The organism is Sphingomonas soli NBRC 100801, assembly GCF_001591025.1.
Lineage (GTDB): Bacteria > Pseudomonadota > Alphaproteobacteria > Sphingomonadales > Sphingomonadaceae > Sphingomonas > Sphingomonas soli.
The window spans coordinates 1-17669 of record NZ_BCTZ01000027.1 but is presented as its reverse complement, the minus strand read 5'-3'; the positions used below and the strand labels follow the sequence as shown (position 1 = coordinate 17669).

The following is a 17669-nucleotide window of genomic DNA, read 5'->3' as shown; positions in this document are numbered from 1 at the left end:
CGTGTCCGCTAGGGCGCGGCGATGCACGGCTGGATCATCCTCGACAAGCCCTTGGGGCTGGGCTCGACACAGGGCGTCAGCGCCGTCAAACGCGCGCTGCGCGACGCGGGCTATGGTCCAAAGATTAGGGATCTGCCCAAGGTCGGCCATGGCGGGACGCTCGATCCGCTGGCGACCGGCGTGCTGCCGATCGCGGTGGGCGAGGCGACCAAATTGGCCGGGCGGATGCTCGACAGCGACAAGATCTACGGTTTCACCATCCGCTTCGGGGTCCAGACTGACACGCTCGATCTTGAGGGCAAGGCTATTGCGGAGTCGGATGCTCGCCCGACGCTGGCGCAGGTCGAAGCGGTGCTGCCGCACTTCACCGGACCAATCGAGCAGGTGCCCCCGGCCTACTCCGCGCTCAAGGTGGATGGCGAGCGGGCCTATGATCTCGCGCGGGCCGGGGAGGAAGTGGTGTTGGCGAAACGCGCCGTCACCATTCGCCAACTCTCCATCCGTCATCCCCGCGAAAGCGGGGACCCAGAGCCAAGCACCGCACCGTCTGTCACCCTGGGTCCCCGCTTTCGCGGGCATGACGGCTTGGACGCTATCACCCTTACAGCTCATGTCTCCAAGGGCACCTATATCCGCAGCCTCGCCCGCGATATCGCGGGCGCGCTCGGCACGGTGGGCCATGTCACGATGCTTCGCCGGGTAAGGGCGGGTCCGTTCACCCTCGAATCCGCGATTTCGCTGGACAAACTGGCCGATATGGCTAAGGCGCGCACGCTTGAACAAATACTCCTGCCATTGAGGGCGGGGCTGGACGACATCCCGGCTCTATCCCTCACCCCCGGCCAGGCAGGGCTGCTCCGGCAGGGGCGGGTTCTGGAAGGGACGCACGCAGACGGCCAATATTTCGCGCTTTTGGAGGAAACTCCCGTCGCGCTGGTAGAGGTCCAATCCGGGGAAATCCGGGTCGTCCGCGGGTTTAATCTGTAGAAGATGTCGAAGGAAAAGACATGACGATCACTGCAGAGCGCAAGAACGCGCTCGTCAAGGAACATGCCCGCGCCGAAGGCGATACCGGCAGCCCCGAAGTCCAGATTGCGATCCTCACCGAGCGCATCGTCAACCTGACCGAGCACTTCAAGGGTCACGCCAAGGACAATCATTCGCGCCGCGGTCTTCTCATGATGGTCAACAAGCGCCGTTCGCTGCTCGACTATCTGAAGAAGAAGGACGTCACCCGCTACACCGATCTGATCGGCAAGCTGGGCCTCCGCAAGTAACTGAAAGGGCGCCCTCGCGGCGCCCTTTTGACATTCGAGCCGCCGGCACTCCGGTCTGCGGCTCCTCGTAAGGGGTGAAGGCCATCCCGAACCGGACGGGCCGGATAACCCGCACATAGGCCCCCCGCGTGATCGGCACCGGGGAGTGAAGGAAACCAAATGTTCGATACCAAGAAAGTAGAAATCCAGTGGGGCGGGCAGACGCTCACTCTGGAAACGGGCCGGGTTGCCCGCCAGGCCAACGGCGCCGTGATGGCGACCCTGGGTGAAACCGTCGTGCTCTGCGCCGTCACGGCCGCACGCTCGGTCAAGGAAGGGCAGGATTTCTTCCCGCTCACCGTCCATTATCAGGAGAAGTATTCGGCTGCGGGCCGTATCCCCGGCGGCTTCTTCAAGCGTGAGCGCGGTGCGACCGAAAAGGAGACGCTGGTTTCGCGCCTGATCGATCGCCCGATCCGCCCGCTGTTCCCGGAAGGGTTCTACAACGAAATCAACGTGATCGCGCAGGTTCTCAGCTATGACGGCGAGAACGAGCCCGATATCCTCGCAATGGTTGCCGCATCCGCTGCACTCACCATTTCGGGCGTGCCCTTCATGGGGCCTATCGGCGCGGCGCGCGTCGGCTATGTGGACGGTGAATACGTCCTCAACCCGAACAATACCCAGATCAAGGATGGTGATCTCGATCTGGTCGTCGCCGCGACGAGCAACGCCGTGATGATGGTCGAATCCGAAGCCAAGGAGCTTTCGGAAGAGATTATGCTGGGCGCCGTCCAGTTCGCGCACAAGGCATGCCGTGAAGCGGTTGAAGCGATTATCGATCTGGCCGAGCAGGCTGCCAAGGATCCGTGGGAAATGGCCGAGCAGGCCGACCTGTCGGCTGCCAAGGACAAGCTGAAGAAGCTGGTCGGCAAGGACATCGCCGCTGCCTATAAGGTGGTCGACAAGTCCAAGCGCTCGGAAATGCTGAACGCCGCGCGCGCCAAGGCGAAGGAAGCATTTGCTGACGCGACGCCGCAGGATCAGATGGCCGCGCAGAAGCTGATGAAGAAGCTGGAAGCGGAAATCGTTCGCGGCGCCATCCTCAAGGACGGCACCCGCATCGACGGTCGTACCACCACCCAAATCCGCCCGATCGAAGCGATGGTGCACTTCCTGCCCCGCGCACACGGCTCGGCGCTGTTCACGCGCGGTGAAACCCAGTCGATCTGCACCACCACGCTGGGCACCCGCGACGCTGAGCAGATGATCGATGGCCTGAACGGGCTCACCTACGAGCACTTCATGCTGCACTATAACTTCCCGCCTTACTCGGTCGGTGAAGTGGGCCGCTTCGGCGCGCCGGGCCGCCGCGAAGTCGGTCACGGCAAGCTGGCATGGCGCGCGCTGCACCCGGTGCTGCCGTCGAAGGAAGACTTCCCTTACACGATCCGCGTTCTCTCGGACATCACCGAGTCGAACGGTTCGTCGTCGATGGCCACCGTCTGCGGTGGTTCGCTGTCGATGATGGACGCCGGCGTGCCGCTGAAGCGCCCGGTTTCGGGCATCGCGATGGGCCTGATCCTCGAGGGCAAGGATTTCGCGATCCTGTCCGATATCCTGGGTGACGAAGATCATCTGGGCGACATGGACTTCAAGGTTGCCGGCACGTCCGAAGGCATCACCACGATGCAGATGGACATCAAGGTCGCGGGCATCACCGAAGAGATAATGCGCGTTGCTCTGGAGCAGGCCAAGGAAGGCCGTGCACACATCCTCGGGGAAATGGCCAAGGCGCTCGATCACACCCGTGAAGAGCTGTCGGCCCATGCTCCGCGCATCGAGAGCTTCACGATCGACAAGTCGAAAATCCGTGACGTCATCGGCACCGGCGGCAAGGTCATCCGCGAGATCGTCGCTACGACCGGCGCCAAGGTCGACATCGATGACGAGGGCGTGATCAAGGTCTCGTCGTCGGATCCGGCGCAGATCGAAGCCGCCATCGCCTGGATCAAGGGCCTGGTCGAAGAGGCCGAGGTCGGCAAGATCTACAACGGCAAGGTCGTCAATCTCGTCGATTTCGGCGCGTTCGTGAATTTCATGGGCGGCAAGGACGGTCTCGTCCACGTCTCGGAAATCCGCAACGAGCGCACCGAGAAGGTTTCGGACGTCCTGAGCGAGGGCCAGGAAGTCAAGGTCAAGGTCCTCGAGATCGACCAGCGCGGCAAGGTTCGCCTGTCGATGCGCGTCGTCGATCAGGAGACGGGCGAAGAGCTCGAAGATACCCGTCCGGCCCGCGAGCCGCGCGGCGATCGTCCGCAGCGCGATGGTGACCGTCGCCGTGACGGCGGCCGCGGCGATCGTGGTCCCCGCCGTGAAGGTGGGGACCGCGATCGCGGACCGCGCGGCGACCGTGGCGACCGCGGCCCGCGCCGCGAGCGCGACGGCGGTGAGGACAAGGGTGGCGAGGATATCGGCCTCCCTGCCTTCCTGACCGGCGACAAGGATTAAGCTTCACGCAATCCGGCGAAAGTTCGGAGAGGAAGCAGGGGCTCGCGGCAACGCGGGCCCCTTTTTCTTCGCCGTAATGGTGCTTGTGTAGCCTTGCCACAGTCTTGCGGATTCAAGAGACTGCCGCAGAGGGGGAAGAGTTCGTGTCCAGCATCTACGATCGCGGCCGGGCCGCGCTTGTTGACTTGAGCCATATCGGTAATCTGAAATCGCACTCGCTTGAAGTCGCGTCAGTGTGCGCTTGGGTATCGACGCTTGCCTACGCCTTGGTGCCGGATGCGGGTGCCCGTAGCGTTGAGTGGATTCCGCATCGTGAGCTGGCAGAGGCGCTTGCCGGTGGAAGCTCGCCACCATCCGCCGCGGCCTGGTTCCGCGAACGCGACTATCCCAGCTTCACCGTTGCGGTGCCCGGTGGCGGCGCACTTGGCGTCCGTATCGGAGACACGCTCCTTCTCGGATTCCGCGGCACGACTAATGGCGACGACTGGCGACAGATTAATTTCTTCACCGGAGCCGGAGTTCTGCCGCTTAAGGTTCCTGTGCTCGGGAACCGCTACTGGCCTTGGGAACGTGGTCAGCCGGTGGCGCATGGCGGCTTCTATGGGATAGCGCGAATGCTCGCCGCGGCGGCGGCGCCGGAAATCGCAAAATGGCGCGGTATGGGCGCTGAACGCCTTTTGCTGTGTGGGCACTCGCTGGGGGGAGCATTGGCGCTGCTCGCTGGATCCGAACTCGAGGACGTGGATTCGATCTATTCGTACGGCGCTCCCAAAGTCGGTTCGGCCGACCTGATTCAGTATCTCCCGGAATCGCATTTCCGCTATGTATTTGCGGGTGATCCAGTTCCTGCGACTCCGCCGCTAATGGACTTTGTCCATGGAGTTCCGGCGGTGATGCTGCGCCATGGCGGTCCCTCCCCCGGGGTGCTGGGAAAATTACTGAAGGGCTGGAGCAAGGGCGGGTCAAAGGGTGCGCTCGCGAATCTCTTCGCTGCCGAACATGATCTCGGCCTCTACGCGAGCACGATCGACGCGATGCTTGCCCAAGGCAAATAGCACAGCGCAGAGCGATGATCATATGCCGAGTAAGTGGGGGACTTCTGTTGCCCGGTGTCCCCCGTACCGCTGGAATCCGCTTCTGTTGCCCGGTGCGGTCCAACCGCGCATTTTAGTCTAACCTTGGGCCGTTAAGCCGTAGGGTTAGGCCGCAATAGCGAGTGCTTCGTTATCGTTGGCACTTGTGTAATGGACCGTCGCAGTGGCCCACGCTGAGAGATGGTCGGCGCTTTTCAACACACGTCGATCCTGGTTCGGCCCCGTCAGAAACGGTGTCCAGATACACCACCATTTATGGTGGAGCCGCCGGGTACTGCCCCCGGGTCCGCTGCGCCTATTGCACGCCGTCGTTTATCCCCATAGCCGGCCGAAACCGGCAGTATCCATATAAGCACATTGTCCTGAAATAAAAGGGCCGGGGCGTTTCCGGCCCCTTCACAACGACGCAGAGGCTTGGCATGGGCTAGCGCCATGTTGACCCAGCGGTCCCGTTACGCGTTGCGCGCCATGCTTTTCCTGGCCGGGGAACCCGCAGCGGGAAATCCCATCCCGATGAACCGGATCGCCGCAGAGGCGAACGTGCCGCGCAAGTTCCTCGAACTCATCCTGGCGGACCTCCGCGAAGCCGGGTTCCTCGTCTCGACGCGGGGCAAGATGGGCGGCTACCGGCTCGCCCGCGCCGCGCATCTTATTTCGCTCGGTGAGATCATCCGCGTGATCGAAGGGCCGCTCGCGCTGGTCCCCTGCGTCAGCCGCACCGCCTATCGCCCGTGCAACGATTGCAAGGACGAAGCCGCCTGCGCGATCCGCCAGGCGATGGCCCGCGTGCGGGACGAGACCGCCAGGATCCTCGACGGCACCAGCCTGGCCAATGCCGCCGCGGAAGATCTCGCCGCCGCTTAGCCCTTCCGGCTGCGCAGCTCGTCGCGAATCTCGCGCAACAGCGCGATCTCGGCTGCCTCTTCGGCCGCCGCTTCCGCGGGCTTGGGCATCATCCGGTTCACCGAGCGGATCAGCAGGAAGATGATGAAGGCGATGATCAGGAAGTTCACCGCCACGGTGATGAACTCGCCATAGCCGAGCAGCGGCACGCCGGCCTTCTTGAGCGCCTCATAGTCCGAAGACCCGGCCAGCGCCGCCGGCACTTCGCCCAGCACGATGAAATAGCTGGAGAAATCTAGCCCGCCAAACACCTTGCCGATCAGCGGCATCAGGATATCGTCGGTCAGCGACGTGACGATCTTGCCGAACGCCGCGCCGATGATCACCGCGACGGCGAGGTCCAGCACGTTTCCCCGCGCAATGAAGGTGCGGAATTCCTTGAGCATCGAAACGACTCCTCTTGTTTCCGATTTCGCTTTCTCCATCTTGCGCGAGTGCCGTATGAGAGCAAGGCACTTTGGTGGAGGACTGCAATGAAGATGCGTGTTGTTCTGGCGATGGCGATGGCTGCGATGCTGTCTGCCTGCGGGCTCAATAGCGTTCCCACCGCAGAGGAAGCGGCCAAGGCGAAATGGGCGGATGTCCAGACGAACTATCAGCGCCGCGCCGATCTGATCCCCAACCTTGTCGCGACGGCCAAGGGCGCGGCGGGCTCGGAAGCCAAGATCCTCACCGACATCACCAATGCCCGCGCCAGCGCCAGCCAGATCAAGGTGAGCGGCGACGATCTCACCGATCCGGCCAAGGTCGCAGCGTTCAACCAGGCCCAGAACGGCGTGAGCCTGACGCTCCAAAGGCTCCAGGAAGCCTATCCGGATCTCAAGAGCCAGGCCAATTTCGCGACGCTGATGAGCCAGCTTGAGGGCACGGAAAACCGCATCGCGATCTCGATCCGCGACTATAACGCCGCCGTGCAGAATTATAACACGCTGATCCGCACCTTCCCCGATGCGATCGGCGCGAAGATCTTCCACGGCGCCAAGCCGATGGTGCCGTTCGAGGCGAAGGCCGGCGCCGATGTCGCGCCGACCGTGAATTTCGGCAACTGATTTGACGCGGCGGCCCCTGCCTGCGCCGGTCGCGTGTCGCGCTTCCGGCCGGGTTCGGGCAAGTGTACCGGGACCGCGGTCCTAGCGGAGCTATCGCAATGAAGATGGTGCGGTTGTTCGCCGCGATGCTGCTGCTGCTCGTACCCGCAGTCGCGCAGGCGCAGAATTTCCCCGCGCGGGACCGCGAGCCGGTGGTCGATGCCGCGAAATTGCTCAATCCCGAGCAGGTCGCGCAGATCACACAGCTTTCGGAAGCGATCCACAAAGATACGACGCGCCAGTTCGTGGTCGCGACGATCCCGGACCTCGAAGGCTATGACATCGCCGATTACGGCTATCAGCTCGGCCGCCACTGGGGGCTGGGCGACAAGGAGGCCAATAACGGTATCCTCCTGATTGTCGCGCCCAATGACCGGAAGGTGCGCATCGAGGTCGGCTATGGGCTGGAGCCGATCATGACCGATGCGCTGTCGAGCCAGATCATCAATCAAGTGATCGTTCCCCGGTTCAAGGCCGGCGATATGGCCGGCGGCATCGTCGCAGGCGCGCAGGCGATCGGCGATCAGATGAAGCTCCCGCTCGAAGCGGCGGAGGCAAGGGCGAAGGAAGCGGCGGACAAGGCAAGCGCTACGGGCAGCCGCAGGAAAGGGGATGGCTTCCCCGTGGGGTTGCTGTTCATCGGAGTGGCCATCGCGTTCGTGGTCCTGCCGATACTGTTCGGAAGGCGCCGCGGGCGGCGCTATCGCGGCGGCGATGACAATGCCTTGCCGATCATCCTGTGGAGCATTGCGAACGAAATCAGCCGCCACGCGCGCGACGACGATTCGGGCTGGGGCGGCGGTGGCGGCGGCTGGGGCGGCGGCGGATGGGGCGGCGGTGGCGGCTTCTCTGGCGGCGGCGGATCGTTCGGCGGCGGCGGCGCGTCGGGGAGTTGGTAAGCATGTTGCTCAGCGAATCGGATCACGCGGCGGTCACCGTGGCGGTGGCCAAGGCCGAATTGTCCACCGATGGCGAGATCGTCACTATCGTTGCCAGGCGGTCAGACGCCTATCATGATGTCGCGCTGCATTGGGCGGTGCTGGCGATGCTGCTCGCGCTCGCTTTTCTTGCCTGGCAGCCCGGCATCATCGAATGGCTCCATGCCCGTTTTACCAATAGCTGGACGGAAACTGCGTCGCCTACCTGGTATCTCACCGCCGCGTTGATCCTCATCACGATCAAGTTCCTCGGCGTTCGCCTGTTGCTGTCGATCGAGGGGCTGCGCATGGCGCTGACTCCTGGCGCCACCAAGTCGCGCCGTGTGCAGCGCAAGGCGATGCAATTGTTCCGCACCGGGGCCGAGAAGCGCACCAAGGCGTCCACCGGCGTGCTGCTCTATCTCAGCCTGGCTGAGCATCGCGCAGAGATCATCGCCGACGAATCGATCCATTCAAAGGTCGCGCCCGATGTCTGGGGCGCGGCGATGGCGGCGTTGCTGTCCCGGGTGAAGCAGGGCCAGCCCGGCCCCGGCATGGCCGATGCCGTCGCGCAGATCGGCGTGGTGCTCGCCGAACATTTCCCGCGCAGCGAAGGCGATACCAACGAATTGCCCGACCGCCTGATCGAATTGTGAGCGAACCGCGCGAAATTGCCTGGGCGGGCAAGTGGATCATGGCGATCCGCGAGGGCAAATGGGAATTCGTCTCGCGCACGCGCGGGATAGAAGCGGTGGTGATCCTTGCCATCGACGATGCCGATCATGTCCTGCTCGTAGATCAATATCGCGTGCCGCTCGGGCGGCGCTGCATCGAGCTTCCCGCCGGGCTGATCGGCGATGATCGCGCCGGCGATACCCCGATGGCCGCGGCCCGGCGCGAGCTTGAGGAGGAGACCGGCTATAGCTGCGCGCAGGTCGAGGACCTCGGCTTCTTTCACGCTTCGCCCGGCATGGTCACCGAAGGCTTCACGCTCGTCCGCGCGCGCGGCCTGCAAAAGATCGGGGCGGGCGGCGGCGTCGCGGGGGAGGATATCCTGGTCCACCGGGTCGCGCTTCGCGATGTGCCCGATTTCGTCGCCGCGAAGCGGGCGGAGGGGTTCGCCGTGGACGTGAAGATCCTGCTGTTGCTCGCGCACGGGATGCTCGCCAGTCCGCCTCAGCCACCCCGGGCTTGACCCGGGGTCCCGCTATTTCTTTTCCTTAGTCCATGGTTCGTCGCGGCGGGGCCCGCCACGACACTGAGCCACCTGAATTCAGCGCCAGGAGTGAGAAGCGGGACCCCGGGTCAAGCCCGGGGTGACGAGTGAGAAGACGGTATTTCTGCCCCACAGCTTTAGCCACCGCTGCGCCTTTGATCAGGCGCTCCGCACGCCGTTCTTACCGGAAATTATCCGCGTACGCCTGGAGCTTCAGCTTGCGCTCGCGCGCGGGCACCACGTGATAGGCATAGCCTTCGCGCTCGGCATAGGCCTTTGCGGCGTCGAGCGAATCGAAGCTGATCCGAACCTGATTCGAAGTGTCGCCGCCGCCGGCCCAGCCGGTGAGCGGATCGGGCTCCTGCGCCGTCTTTGGCTCGAATTCGAGGATCCACGAATCGGTGCGTGCGCGGCCGGATTGCATGGCGTTCTTGACGCGCTGATAGATGCGGGCGGTCTTCATGGCATCCCCCTTAACGCGGAGCCCCGCGCCTTGCATCCGCATTTTTTGTGCGAAGCGTGGCGGCGGCGGATGCCGGGTCGTCGGGCCAGGGGTGCCGCGGATAGCGTCCGCGCATTTCCTTGGCGACCGCGGCCCAGCTTCCCTTCCAGAATCCCGGCAGATCGCGCGTCGTCTGGATGGGCCGCCCGGCGGGTGATGTCAGGCTGAGCACCAGCGGGGTGCTGCCCACCATCGGATGCGCCGCCAGCCCGAACAGCGCCTGGGGCCGTAGCTCCACTGTCGGCCCTGCTTCGGCGGCATAGTCGATCGCGTGGCTCGATCCTGCCGGGCTTTCGAAGCGCGCGGGTGCGGCCTTGTCGATCGCCCGCATCGCGTCCCAGCCGATATGGTTTTGCAGCGCCTCGCTCAGCGCGCCCGGCTCGATCGCGTCGAGCCGCCGCTTGCCCGCCAGCACCGGGGGCAGCCATTCGTCGATTGCGGTGAGTAATGCGGCATCGCTCAGCGCCTCGATCCCGGCATAGGCCGCGCGCGTGCGCAGCATATCGGCACCGCCCGACCAGGGCAGCAGCGCTAGCCTATGCGTGCGCACCCCTTCCAGCAGCGCGGCTTCGATCTCGTCGCTCGATGCGTTGCTGTCGGGCCCGCTCGAAAGCCGGATCGCGCCCAGCCGCCGCTCGCGCAGGGCCTCCACCCGGCCGCTGACGGGATCGAAGCGCACGCTGCGGCGCGTCTCGATCCGCCCGGCGAACAGCGCTTCCACGGTCGCGGTATCGATCTGCGCGGCGGAAAGAATGCGCGCGCCCGATGCCATCCCCTGCGTTTCGGCGACCGCCAGCCATTCGGAGCGTGCGAGCGGCAACGCGGGATCTAGCCTGAAGCCGCGTCCCCCCGCCGATGCCCAGGTCTCACCCGATGCGTCGCGCCGCTTGGCGATTCGATCGGGGAAGGCCAGCGCGACGCAGGTGGCGACATCGCCGTCGCCCCCGCCCCCGCCCCCGCCCGGGACGAGCTTTGCCCAGCGATCCGCCAGCCGACGTGCGCCCTCCGCGCGCGGGCCGCGTTCGCCGCGCCATCGCCGCAACCGCATTTCGAGGTCCTGGTCGTTTCCACCCAGGCCGCGCTCGCCCAGAAGCACCGCGATCTGCGCGGCGGTGTGTGCCATCCCCATCTCGCCCGCGCGCACCAGCATATGGCCCAGCCGGTGCGGCAGCGGCAGGCGGGCAATCGCCTTGCCATGCGCGGTGGGGCGGCCGTCTTCGTCCAGCGCCTCCAATGCCGTCAGCCGCGCCCGCGCCTCCGAGATCGCCGCGTCGGGCGGCGGATCTAGCCACGCGAGCTCGCGCGGGTCGCTCACCCCCCACAGGGCGCAATCGAGCGTCAACGCCGATAGGTCGGCCTCCAATATCTCCGGCGGATCGAAGCGCGGCAGGCCCGCCGTCGCCGCTTCTTCCCACAGGCGATACGTTACGCCAGGCCCCTGCCGCGCCGCGCGTCCGGCGCGCTGCGTTGCGGCCGCCTGGCTCGCGCGCTCGGTGACCAGGCGCGTCATCCCCGCCGCGCGGTCGTATCGCGGGCGTCGCGCGAGTCCCGAATCGACGACGACGCGAATCCCGTCCAGCGTCAGCGATGTTTCCGCGATCGACGTGGCGAGCACGATCTTGCGCCGGCCCTCCGGATCGGGCGCGATCGCGGCGCGCTGGGCTGCCGGGTCCATGCTGCCGTGCAGCCGGTGCAGCATTACGCCGGGCATGCCTTCCAGCCGCTCTGCCGTCCGCTCGATCTCGGCGACGCCGGGCAGGAAAGCGAGCACGCCACCCTCGGCCTCACGCAGGGCGGTGCGCACCGCCGCCGCCATCGAATCCTCGATCCGCGCTTCCGCGGCCCGCCCGATATGCCGCAGTTCCAGCGGATGGCTGCGCCCCTCGCTCTCGATCACCGGCGCGTCTCCCATCAGTCCGGAGAAGCGCGACCCGTCCAGTGTCGCGGACATTGCCACCAGCCGCAGATCGGGCCGCAGCGCGCTTTGCGCATCGAGCGCCAGCGCCAGTCCGAAGTCGCTGTCGAGGCTGCGTTCATGGACTTCATCGAACAGCACCGCCGAAACCCCCGCCAGCTCCGGGTCGGCCTGGATGCGATTGACGAAGACGCCCTCGGTGACGACCGTCACCCGCGTCGACGCCGACCGCTTGGTATCCAGCCTCGTCGCATAGCCAAAAGTGCGACCCACGCCCTCGCTAGCAAGCGCCGCCATCTGCTCGGCTGCAGCGCGCGCGGCCAGCCGACGCGGGCTGAGCAGCAGGATTTCGCCGGTGCACCAATCCTCGCCCAGCAGTGCCGGGGCCACCGCCGTCGTCTTGCCGGCGCCCGGCGGCGCGACCAGCACGGCGTTGCTGCGCGCGCGCAGGCAGCCGATCAACTCGGGCAATATGGCGTGGATCGGCAGCGTCTCGCTCATCGTGTTGCAACCAATTTAGGAAAGCCGGGTTGGGCGCAAGCACGCGAAGGAGACACATCATGGCCCGCACGCTGTCCCAATTCACGATCACGCCCGATGGCAATGGCGATTATGTCCTCAGCCTCGAAGATGATGATGGCGAAACGCTCGATTTCACTGCCAGCTACGAGCAACTCGGTCTGATCGTCGAATCGATAGAGGAACTGCTGGACAGCGACGAGGAGGAGATCCTGGGCGTCGATGACGACGCGGATGAACTGACGCCCGAAGATTGACCGGCTAGAGCGCGCGGATCACGTCGAAGCCGCCCGGCCAGATCGCATCCTCAACGGTGTCGCCCAGCATCGCTAGCAAGGCGAGCACCGCGGCGATGATGAACAGGTCGAGGATCGCGACGCCCATCCACACCAGATAGGGGTGGAACGGACCGATGCTGTCGAGCCCGTCGGGCAGGGGCTCGCGCGATCGCATCAAAAGGCTCGCGCCACGGCGAATTCAACCGCCTCGACCATCGCGTCCTTGGCCGCGCCGCAGGGGAAGCTGCCCAGCGCGTCGATCGCACGCTGCCCATAATGCCGCGCTCGGGCGAGCGTGTCGTCAACGGCGCGGCTCGACTGGACGAGGCGCTTGGCCTCGGCAAAATCCTCATCGGCTACCCGGCGGCCCGAAATCGCTTCCTTCCAGAATGCCCGCGCCAGCTCGTCGCCGCGCGCATAGGCCAGGATTACCGGCAGCGTCATCTTGCCTTCGCGGAAGTCGTCGCCGGCATCCTTGCCCATCGTGCCCGCGTCCGAGATGTAGTCGATCGCATCGTCGACGAGCTGGAACGCGATGCCCAGGTTGCGGCCATAGGCGTCGAGCGCCGCTTCATCGCCTTCGCCGCGCTCAGCGACCACTGCCGCGATCCGGCAGGCAGCGGCGAACAGGGCGGCGGTCTTCGCGCCGATGATGTCGAGATAGCGCTCTTCGCTGATGTCGAGCCTGCGCACGGCGGTAAGCTGGTTGACTTCGCCTTCCGCGATCACGGCGCTCGCATTGCTCAAGATCTTGAGCACTTTCAGGCTGCCGTCCTCGACCATCAGCTCGAAACTGCGCGAGAACAGGAAATCGCCGACCAGCACGCTCGCCGGATTGCCCCAGATGATGTTCGCAGTGCGCTTGCCGCGCCGCAGGTCGGACGAATCGACCACATCGTCGTGCAGCAGCGTCGCCGTGTGGATGAACTCCACCGACGCGGCGAGCTTATGATGCCGATTGCCCGAATAGCCGAGCAGTTGCGCGCTCGCGAGCGTCAGCATCGGGCGCATGCGCTTGCCGCCGCCGGCGATCAAATGGCCGGCAAGCTCGGGGATCAGCGGAATGCTCGATTGCATGCGATCGAGGATTACGCTGTTCACAAGATTCAGGTCGTTGGCGACCAGCGCCAGCATCGGATCGAGCGAAGGCTGGGCTTTGCCTCCGAGGCGGTGGATCGTCGCACTCATGCCAGCGCCTCTGGCGTGCCCGGCCGGCAAAGGCAAGGCTTGCGTATTTCTATGGGTCTCGCGAAGAGAAGGCATGTCCGACGCGCAGCTAGACCGTTACCGCCAGAGCATCGACAATATCGATGCGGCGCTGATCCACATGCTGGCCGAGCGCTTCAAGGTTACGCAGGCCGTGGGCGCGTACAAGGCGACGCATGGCCTGCCGCCCGCCGATCCGGCGCGCGAGGAAGCACAGATCGCGCGGCTGCGCGGGCTGGCCAACCAGGCCGATCTCGATCCCGAATTTTCCGAAAAATTCCTGCGCTTCATCATCGATGAGGTGATCCGGCATCACGAACAGGCGCGCAGCGGAACCGGGGCGGCCTGATCATTGTTCGGCCCAGCATCAGGGGAATAGCTTGGCCGACGATTATCTGATCTTCACACCCGATGATGTGGATCTCTCGCGCTCGCCGCTCCGGCGGGGGGTGGCGGAGCAGACGCATGTGCTCGGCGCGTTCAATCCCGGTCTGACGCGCTTGCCGAACGGCAATCTGCTCCTGATGGTCCGAGTGGCCGAGGCGCTTGCCGATCCTATCCGCGAGGACTGCGCGCGCGCGATCCGCTGGACGCCTTCGGGTTATGTCCTTGATCCGCACTCCGTCCACCGCATCGACATGGACGATCCGCGCCAGTTCGCGCTCAAGGAGCGGAGCCCGCGCCTGCTCGGCCTCACCTCCTTGTCCTGGCTGCTACCGGTCGAGATCGGGCCTGATGGGCGCGGCGTGGTCGCGGTGCATTATGACAAGGCGATCGAACCGAGCGTCTCCTATATGGATTACGGCGTCGAGGACGCCCGGATCAGCCGCATAGGCGACAAATATTTTATGACCGTGTGCGGCGTCTCGGCCGAGCGCCACTGCACCGCGATGTACCGCTCGGGGAACGGCCTCGATTACGACCTGCTCGGCATTGTCCTCGATCATCAGAACAAGGACATGCTGCTGTTCGAGGGCAAGGTCGGGGGCAAGTTCATGGCGCTCACCCGCCCGCTCGGCGAAGTCTATTTCGCCTATCCCGACGACAGCGAATGGCTGGGCGGCCCGTCGATCAACATGGCGCAATCGCCCGACGGACTGCACTGGAAGCCGCTCGACACGCCGGGCCTCCGCGCGCGCAAGGGCACGACGAGCACCCAGCGGATCGGCGGCGGCAGCCAGCCGGTGCTGACGCCTGAGGGCTGGATGCTGATCTATCACGGCGTCGAGAAGCAGGGTGCGGTTGGCATCTATCGCAGCTTCTGGGCTTTGCTCGACCGCGACGATCCCTCGAAAATCCTCCGACAGGAGGACGGCGCGCCGCTGCTCGAAGCCAATCCTGCGCTCACCGCCCGCATCGCGCATCAGATGTATCTGCCCACGCCGGTCGTCTTCACCACCGGTGTGGCCGATGGCGGCGATCATTACATCGTCGCCAGCGGCGAAGCCGATCTCGCCTGCCGCATCACCCTGATCGGCAAGGAGCGCTTCGCATGACGCGTCACCAATCCGTCATCCCCGCGAAAGCGGGGACCCAGGGTTATAAGGGGCAGCGCTGTTCGGCGCCGGCTTCCCGCTTTCGCGGGAGTGACAAAAGGGGGGGCATCGCATGACCCAGGCAGAATGGTGGAAATCCGCCGTCATCTACCAAATCTACCCCCGCTCCTTTCAGGACAGCAACGGCGACGGCATCGGCGATCTCAAGGGCATCGAGCGCCGCCTTGACGATCTCAAATCGCTCGGCGTGGATGCGATCTGGATATCCCCGATCTTCCCCTCGCCGATGGCCGATTTCGGCTATGACGTCGCCAATTATTGCAACGTGGATCCGCGCTTCGGCACGCTTGACGATTTCGATTCGCTGCTACGGTCGGCGCACGATCGCGGTCTCAAGCTGCTGCTCGATCTGGTGCCCAACCATAGCTCCAGCGAGCATCCGTGGTTCACGGAAAGCCGCTCGTCCCGCGATAATCCGAAGCGGGACTGGTATATCTGGCGCGATCCCGCCCCCGATGGCGGCCCGCCCAATAACTGGATCAGCGATTTCGGCGGCAGCGCCTGGGAGTGGGACGAAGCCACCGGCCAATATTATTACCACGCCTTCCTGAAGGAGCAGCCGGACCTCAACTGGCGCAATCCCGAAGTCCGCGCCGCGATGATGGACGTGCTGCATTTCTGGTTCGCGCGCGGCGTGGATGGCTTCCGGATCGATGTGCTGTGGCACATGGTGAAGCACGCCGATTTCCCCGACAATCCGGCCAATCCGGCGTGGCGGCCCGGCCAGCCCGATTACACCCGCGTCCACCAGCACCATTCGACCGACCAGCCCGAAGTCCACGAGATCGCCGCCGAGATGCGCGCGATCGCCGATGCGCACGGCGCCCGCGTGCTGATCGGCGAGATCTACCTGCCGGTGCGGCAGCTCGTGCATTATTATGGCAGTGAGGACGCGCCCGGCGTCCATCTCCCCTTCAATTTCCAGCTGATCGGCGCCGAATGGAACGCGCGGCAACTGGCGGAACGCATCGCCGCCTACGAGGCCGCGCTCCCGCCCGGCGGCTGGCCGAACTGGGTGCTCGGCAACCATGATCGCCCCCGCATCGCCACCCGCGTCGGCCCTGAACAGGCGCGCGTCGCGATGCTGCTGCTGCTCACCTTGCGCGGAACGCCGACGCTCTATTATGGCGACGAGATCGGCATGGCCGATGTCCACATCCCGCCGCACCGAGTGCAGGATCCGCGCGAACTCAACGAGCCCGGCATCGGCATGGGCCGCGATCCGGTGCGCACGCCGATGGCCTGGGATGCCAGCGCGCATGCCGGCTTCGGCCCCGCCGATCCCTGGCTGCCGCTCCATCCCGATTGGGCCGCGCGCAACGTCGCCGCCCAGCGTGAGGATTCGCGCTCGATGTGGCGGCTGACGCAGAAATTGCTGGCGCTGCGCCATGCCCATCCGGCGCTGGCGATCGGCGACTATCGCGCGGTGGACGCCACCGGCGATCTGCTCGCTTATGAGCGCCGCCATGGCGACGATCGGGTGCTGGTCGTCCTCAATCTCGGCGCCACGCCGCAGGGCTTCTCGATCCCCGAATGGGCCGAAGCGCTGTCGGTGATCGCTTCCGCCCAGGGCGGAAGCGACCCCGCGATCCTCGGCCCCGATGAAGGCTATGTGCTCGGATGAGGGTCGCGATGATCGCCCCGATCGCCTGGCGCACCCCGCCGCGCCATTATGGCCCGTGGGAGCTCGTCACCAGCCTGCTGACCGAAGCGCTGGTCGCCCGCGGCATGGACGTCACGCTCTTCGCCACGCAGGATTCGATCACGTCGGCCAAGCTCGCGGGCATCGTGCCGGCACCCTATGAAGAAGACCCGCGCGTGGATGCCAAGGTCTGGGAATATGCCCATCTCGCCCACGTGTTCGAGCGCGCTGGCGAGTTCGATCTGATCCACAATCAGGCCGATTTCCCGGCCCACGCCTTTTCCGGGCTGGTCAGCACGCCGATGGTCACCACGATCCACGGCTTCTCGTCGGACCGCATATTGCCGATGTACAAGCCCTATGAGAATCGGGTGCACTATGTCGCGATCTCGGACGCCGATCGTCATCCCGGACTGAAATATGCCGCGACCATCCACCACGGCATCCAAGTGGCGGACTTCCCCTTCGTCGCGGAGGGTGGCGAGGATCTGCTGTTCTTCGGCCGCATGCACCCGGACAAGGGCGCTGCCGAGGCGATCGCCGTCGCTCAGGCCACCGGCCGCCGCCTCAACCTCTACGGCATCATCCAGGATCAGGGCTATTTCGATCGCCATGTCGCGCCCCATCTGAACGACCACATCGTCTATCATGGCGCCGTCGGTGGCGAGCAGCGCCTGCGCGCCCTCGGCAACGCGCAAGCTTTGCTCCATCTCATCAATTTCGACGAACCCTTCGGTCTCTCGGTGATAGAGGCCATGGCCTGCGGCACGCCCGTCATCGCGATCGACCGCGGGAGCATGCCCGAACTGATCGACCATGGCGTGACGGGTGTTCTGGTCGATTCGGTAGGCGAGGCGATCACTGCGCTCGGCATGATCCCCACCCTCGACCGCGCAGCCATCCGCCACGCCGTCGAGACCCGCTTTTCTGTCGAGACGATGGCCGACAACTACATCACCCTCTACCGCCGGATATTGTGCTAATCTCCCTCTCCCATCGGGAGAGGGAAGGGGCCCGCCGCGAAGCGGTGGGAAGGGTGAGGGCGAACGCGCACATCTCCCCCCCC

At 65.2% G+C, this 17669-nt stretch carries 19 protein-coding genes and 1 other RNA gene; 14 read left to right on the top strand and 6 right to left on the bottom strand.

What is annotated here, in order from left to right; translation table 11 throughout:
- The first annotated feature begins 21 nt into the window (after positions 1 to 21).
- From truB to SSO01S_RS16640, 4 genes are all read left to right on the top strand, one after another.
- On the top strand, positions 22 to 987 hold the full coding sequence (gene truB / locus SSO01S_RS16655; RefSeq protein WP_066801408.1) for a tRNA pseudouridine(55) synthase TruB: 966 nt from the start codon (positions 22 to 24) through the stop codon (positions 985 to 987).
- A gap of 20 nt (positions 988 to 1007) precedes the next feature.
- Positions 1008 to 1277 carry a 30S ribosomal protein S15 gene (gene rpsO / locus SSO01S_RS16650; protein WP_066801406.1) on the top strand — a complete coding sequence of 90 codons (270 nt, stop codon included), beginning with the start codon at positions 1008 to 1010 and terminating at the stop codon, positions 1275 to 1277.
- A 159-nt stretch (positions 1278 to 1436) separates the two neighbouring features.
- The gene (gene pnp / locus SSO01S_RS16645) at positions 1437 to 3767 is read left to right on the top strand and encodes a polyribonucleotide nucleotidyltransferase (protein WP_066801404.1); all 2331 of its coding nucleotides are present in this window, start codon (positions 1437 to 1439) and stop codon (positions 3765 to 3767) included.
- 143 nt (positions 3768 to 3910) lie between these two features.
- A complete protein-coding gene (locus SSO01S_RS16640) occupies positions 3911 to 4822 on the top strand; it encodes a lipase family protein (protein WP_066801401.1) in 912 nt (303 codons plus the stop codon).
- 71 nt (positions 4823 to 4893) lie between these two features.
- Here SSO01S_RS16640 and ssrA read toward each other — a convergent pair.
- Positions 4894 to 5238: a transfer-messenger RNA gene (ssrA, locus tag SSO01S_RS16635) on the bottom strand.
- Between the two features lie 55 nt (positions 5239 to 5293).
- On the opposite strand from ssrA, the gene SSO01S_RS16630 reads away from it, so the two are divergent.
- Positions 5294 to 5725: an RrF2 family transcriptional regulator gene (locus SSO01S_RS16630; RefSeq protein WP_066801398.1), complete on the top strand. Its 432-nt coding sequence runs from the start codon at positions 5294 to 5296 to the stop codon at positions 5723 to 5725.
- Here the strand turns inward: SSO01S_RS16630 and mscL are convergent.
- The gene (gene mscL / locus SSO01S_RS16625) at positions 5722 to 6150 is read right to left on the bottom strand and encodes a large conductance mechanosensitive channel protein MscL (RefSeq protein WP_066801395.1); all 429 of its coding nucleotides are present in this window, start codon (positions 6148 to 6150) and stop codon (positions 5722 to 5724) included. The genes SSO01S_RS16630 and mscL overlap by 4 nt on opposite strands.
- A gap of 87 nt (positions 6151 to 6237) precedes the next feature.
- On the opposite strand from mscL, the gene SSO01S_RS16620 reads away from it, so the two are divergent.
- The 4 genes from SSO01S_RS16620 (at position 6238) to SSO01S_RS16605 (ending at position 8964) form a co-directional block, all read left to right on the top strand.
- A complete protein-coding gene (locus SSO01S_RS16620) occupies positions 6238 to 6813 on the top strand; it encodes a LemA family protein (RefSeq protein WP_066801392.1) in 576 nt (191 codons plus the stop codon).
- A 104-nt stretch (positions 6814 to 6917) separates the two neighbouring features.
- The gene (locus SSO01S_RS16615) at positions 6918 to 7751 is read left to right on the top strand and encodes a TPM domain-containing protein (protein ID WP_066801452.1); all 834 of its coding nucleotides are present in this window, start codon (positions 6918 to 6920) and stop codon (positions 7749 to 7751) included.
- 2 nt (positions 7752 to 7753) lie between these two features.
- Positions 7754 to 8425 carry a TPM domain-containing protein gene (locus tag SSO01S_RS16610; protein WP_066801390.1) on the top strand — a complete coding sequence of 224 codons (672 nt, stop codon included), beginning with the start codon at positions 7754 to 7756 and terminating at the stop codon, positions 8423 to 8425.
- Between the two features lie 38 nt (positions 8426 to 8463).
- The gene (locus SSO01S_RS16605) at positions 8464 to 8964 is read left to right on the top strand and encodes an NUDIX hydrolase (RefSeq protein WP_066801454.1); all 501 of its coding nucleotides are present in this window, start codon (positions 8464 to 8466) and stop codon (positions 8962 to 8964) included.
- Positions 8965 to 9166: 202 nt separating this feature from the next.
- On the opposite strand, the gene SSO01S_RS16600 is transcribed toward SSO01S_RS16605, so the two are convergent.
- Complete coding sequence (locus tag SSO01S_RS16600) at positions 9167 to 9448, bottom strand: ETC complex I subunit (RefSeq protein WP_066801450.1); 282 nt, start codon at positions 9446 to 9448, stop codon at positions 9167 to 9169.
- A 10-nt stretch (positions 9449 to 9458) separates the two neighbouring features.
- Positions 9459 to 11903 (bottom strand): ATP-dependent helicase HrpB, encoded by a 2445-nt coding sequence (hrpB, locus tag SSO01S_RS16595; RefSeq protein WP_066801388.1) that lies wholly within the window; start codon positions 11901 to 11903, stop codon positions 9459 to 9461.
- Positions 11904 to 11962: 59 nt separating this feature from the next.
- Here hrpB and SSO01S_RS16590 point away from each other — a divergent pair, with 59 nt between their 5' ends.
- Positions 11963 to 12178, top strand: coding sequence for a hypothetical protein (locus SSO01S_RS16590; RefSeq protein ID WP_066801386.1), 216 nt, complete (start codon positions 11963 to 11965; stop codon positions 12176 to 12178).
- A gap of 4 nt (positions 12179 to 12182) precedes the next feature.
- On the opposite strand, the gene SSO01S_RS16585 is transcribed toward SSO01S_RS16590, so the two are convergent.
- Both SSO01S_RS16585 and SSO01S_RS16580 read right to left on the bottom strand, forming a co-directional pair.
- Entirely contained in the window at positions 12183 to 12374 is a 192-nt protein-coding gene (locus tag SSO01S_RS16585) for a hypothetical protein (protein WP_066801384.1), read from the bottom strand.
- Positions 12374 to 13387, bottom strand: a complete 1014-nt coding sequence (locus SSO01S_RS16580; protein WP_066801382.1) for a polyprenyl synthetase family protein — start codon at positions 13385 to 13387, stop codon at positions 12374 to 12376. The genes SSO01S_RS16585 and SSO01S_RS16580 overlap by 1 nt, the downstream gene beginning before the upstream one ends.
- A gap of 73 nt (positions 13388 to 13460) precedes the next feature.
- On the opposite strand from SSO01S_RS16580, the gene SSO01S_RS16575 reads away from it, so the two are divergent.
- The 4 genes from SSO01S_RS16575 to SSO01S_RS16560 all read left to right on the top strand — a co-directional run bounded on the left by SSO01S_RS16575 (position 13461) and on the right by SSO01S_RS16560 (position 17586).
- Complete coding sequence (locus tag SSO01S_RS16575) at positions 13461 to 13754, top strand: chorismate mutase (protein ID WP_066801381.1); 294 nt, start codon at positions 13461 to 13463, stop codon at positions 13752 to 13754.
- 31 nt (positions 13755 to 13785) lie between these two features.
- Entirely contained in the window at positions 13786 to 14901 is a 1116-nt protein-coding gene (locus tag SSO01S_RS16570) for a glycoside hydrolase family 130 protein (RefSeq protein WP_066801379.1), read from the top strand.
- A gap of 112 nt (positions 14902 to 15013) precedes the next feature.
- Positions 15014 to 16585, top strand: coding sequence for an alpha-amylase family glycosyl hydrolase (locus SSO01S_RS16565; protein ID WP_066801377.1), 1572 nt, complete (start codon positions 15014 to 15016; stop codon positions 16583 to 16585).
- Entirely contained in the window at positions 16582 to 17586 is a 1005-nt protein-coding gene (locus tag SSO01S_RS16560) for a glycosyltransferase family 4 protein (RefSeq protein WP_066801375.1), read from the top strand. The genes SSO01S_RS16565 and SSO01S_RS16560 overlap by 4 nt, the downstream gene beginning before the upstream one ends.
- Positions 17587 to 17669: the final 83 nt, after the last annotated feature.

What these genes read in the sequence shown, in the direction of transcription:
- truB (WP_066801408.1), top strand. Translation starts at nt 22, where the DNA reads ATGCACGGCTGGATCATCCTCGACAAGCCCTTGGGGCTGGGCTCGACA.
- rpsO (WP_066801406.1), top strand. Translation starts at nt 1,008, where the DNA reads ATGACGATCACTGCAGAGCGCAAGAACGCGCTCGTCAAGGAACATGCC.
- pnp (WP_066801404.1), top strand. Translation starts at nt 1,437, where the DNA reads ATGTTCGATACCAAGAAAGTAGAAATCCAGTGGGGCGGGCAGACGCTC.
- SSO01S_RS16630 (WP_066801398.1), top strand. Translation starts at nt 5,294, where the DNA reads ATGTTGACCCAGCGGTCCCGTTACGCGTTGCGCGCCATGCTTTTCCTG.
- mscL (WP_066801395.1), bottom strand. Translation starts at nt 6,150, where the DNA reads ATGCTCAAGGAATTCCGCACCTTCATTGCGCGGGGAAACGTGCTGGAC.
- SSO01S_RS16620 (WP_066801392.1), top strand. Translation starts at nt 6,238, where the DNA reads ATGAAGATGCGTGTTGTTCTGGCGATGGCGATGGCTGCGATGCTGTCT.
- SSO01S_RS16615 (WP_066801452.1), top strand. Translation starts at nt 6,918, where the DNA reads ATGGTGCGGTTGTTCGCCGCGATGCTGCTGCTGCTCGTACCCGCAGTC.
- SSO01S_RS16610 (WP_066801390.1), top strand. Translation starts at nt 7,754, where the DNA reads ATGTTGCTCAGCGAATCGGATCACGCGGCGGTCACCGTGGCGGTGGCC.
- SSO01S_RS16605 (WP_066801454.1), top strand. Translation starts at nt 8,464, where the DNA reads ATGGCGATCCGCGAGGGCAAATGGGAATTCGTCTCGCGCACGCGCGGG.
- SSO01S_RS16600 (WP_066801450.1), bottom strand. Translation starts at nt 9,448, where the DNA reads ATGAAGACCGCCCGCATCTATCAGCGCGTCAAGAACGCCATGCAATCC.
- hrpB (WP_066801388.1), bottom strand. Translation starts at nt 11,903, where the DNA reads ATGAGCGAGACGCTGCCGATCCACGCCATATTGCCCGAGTTGATCGGC.
- SSO01S_RS16590 (WP_066801386.1), top strand. Translation starts at nt 11,963, where the DNA reads ATGGCCCGCACGCTGTCCCAATTCACGATCACGCCCGATGGCAATGGC.
- SSO01S_RS16585 (WP_066801384.1), bottom strand. Translation starts at nt 12,374, where the DNA reads ATGCGATCGCGCGAGCCCCTGCCCGACGGGCTCGACAGCATCGGTCCG.
- SSO01S_RS16580 (WP_066801382.1), bottom strand. Translation starts at nt 13,387, where the DNA reads ATGAGTGCGACGATCCACCGCCTCGGAGGCAAAGCCCAGCCTTCGCTC.
- SSO01S_RS16575 (WP_066801381.1), top strand. Translation starts at nt 13,461, where the DNA reads ATGTCCGACGCGCAGCTAGACCGTTACCGCCAGAGCATCGACAATATC.
- SSO01S_RS16565 (WP_066801377.1), top strand. Translation starts at nt 15,014, where the DNA reads ATGACCCAGGCAGAATGGTGGAAATCCGCCGTCATCTACCAAATCTAC.
- SSO01S_RS16560 (WP_066801375.1), top strand. Translation starts at nt 16,582, where the DNA reads ATGAGGGTCGCGATGATCGCCCCGATCGCCTGGCGCACCCCGCCGCGC.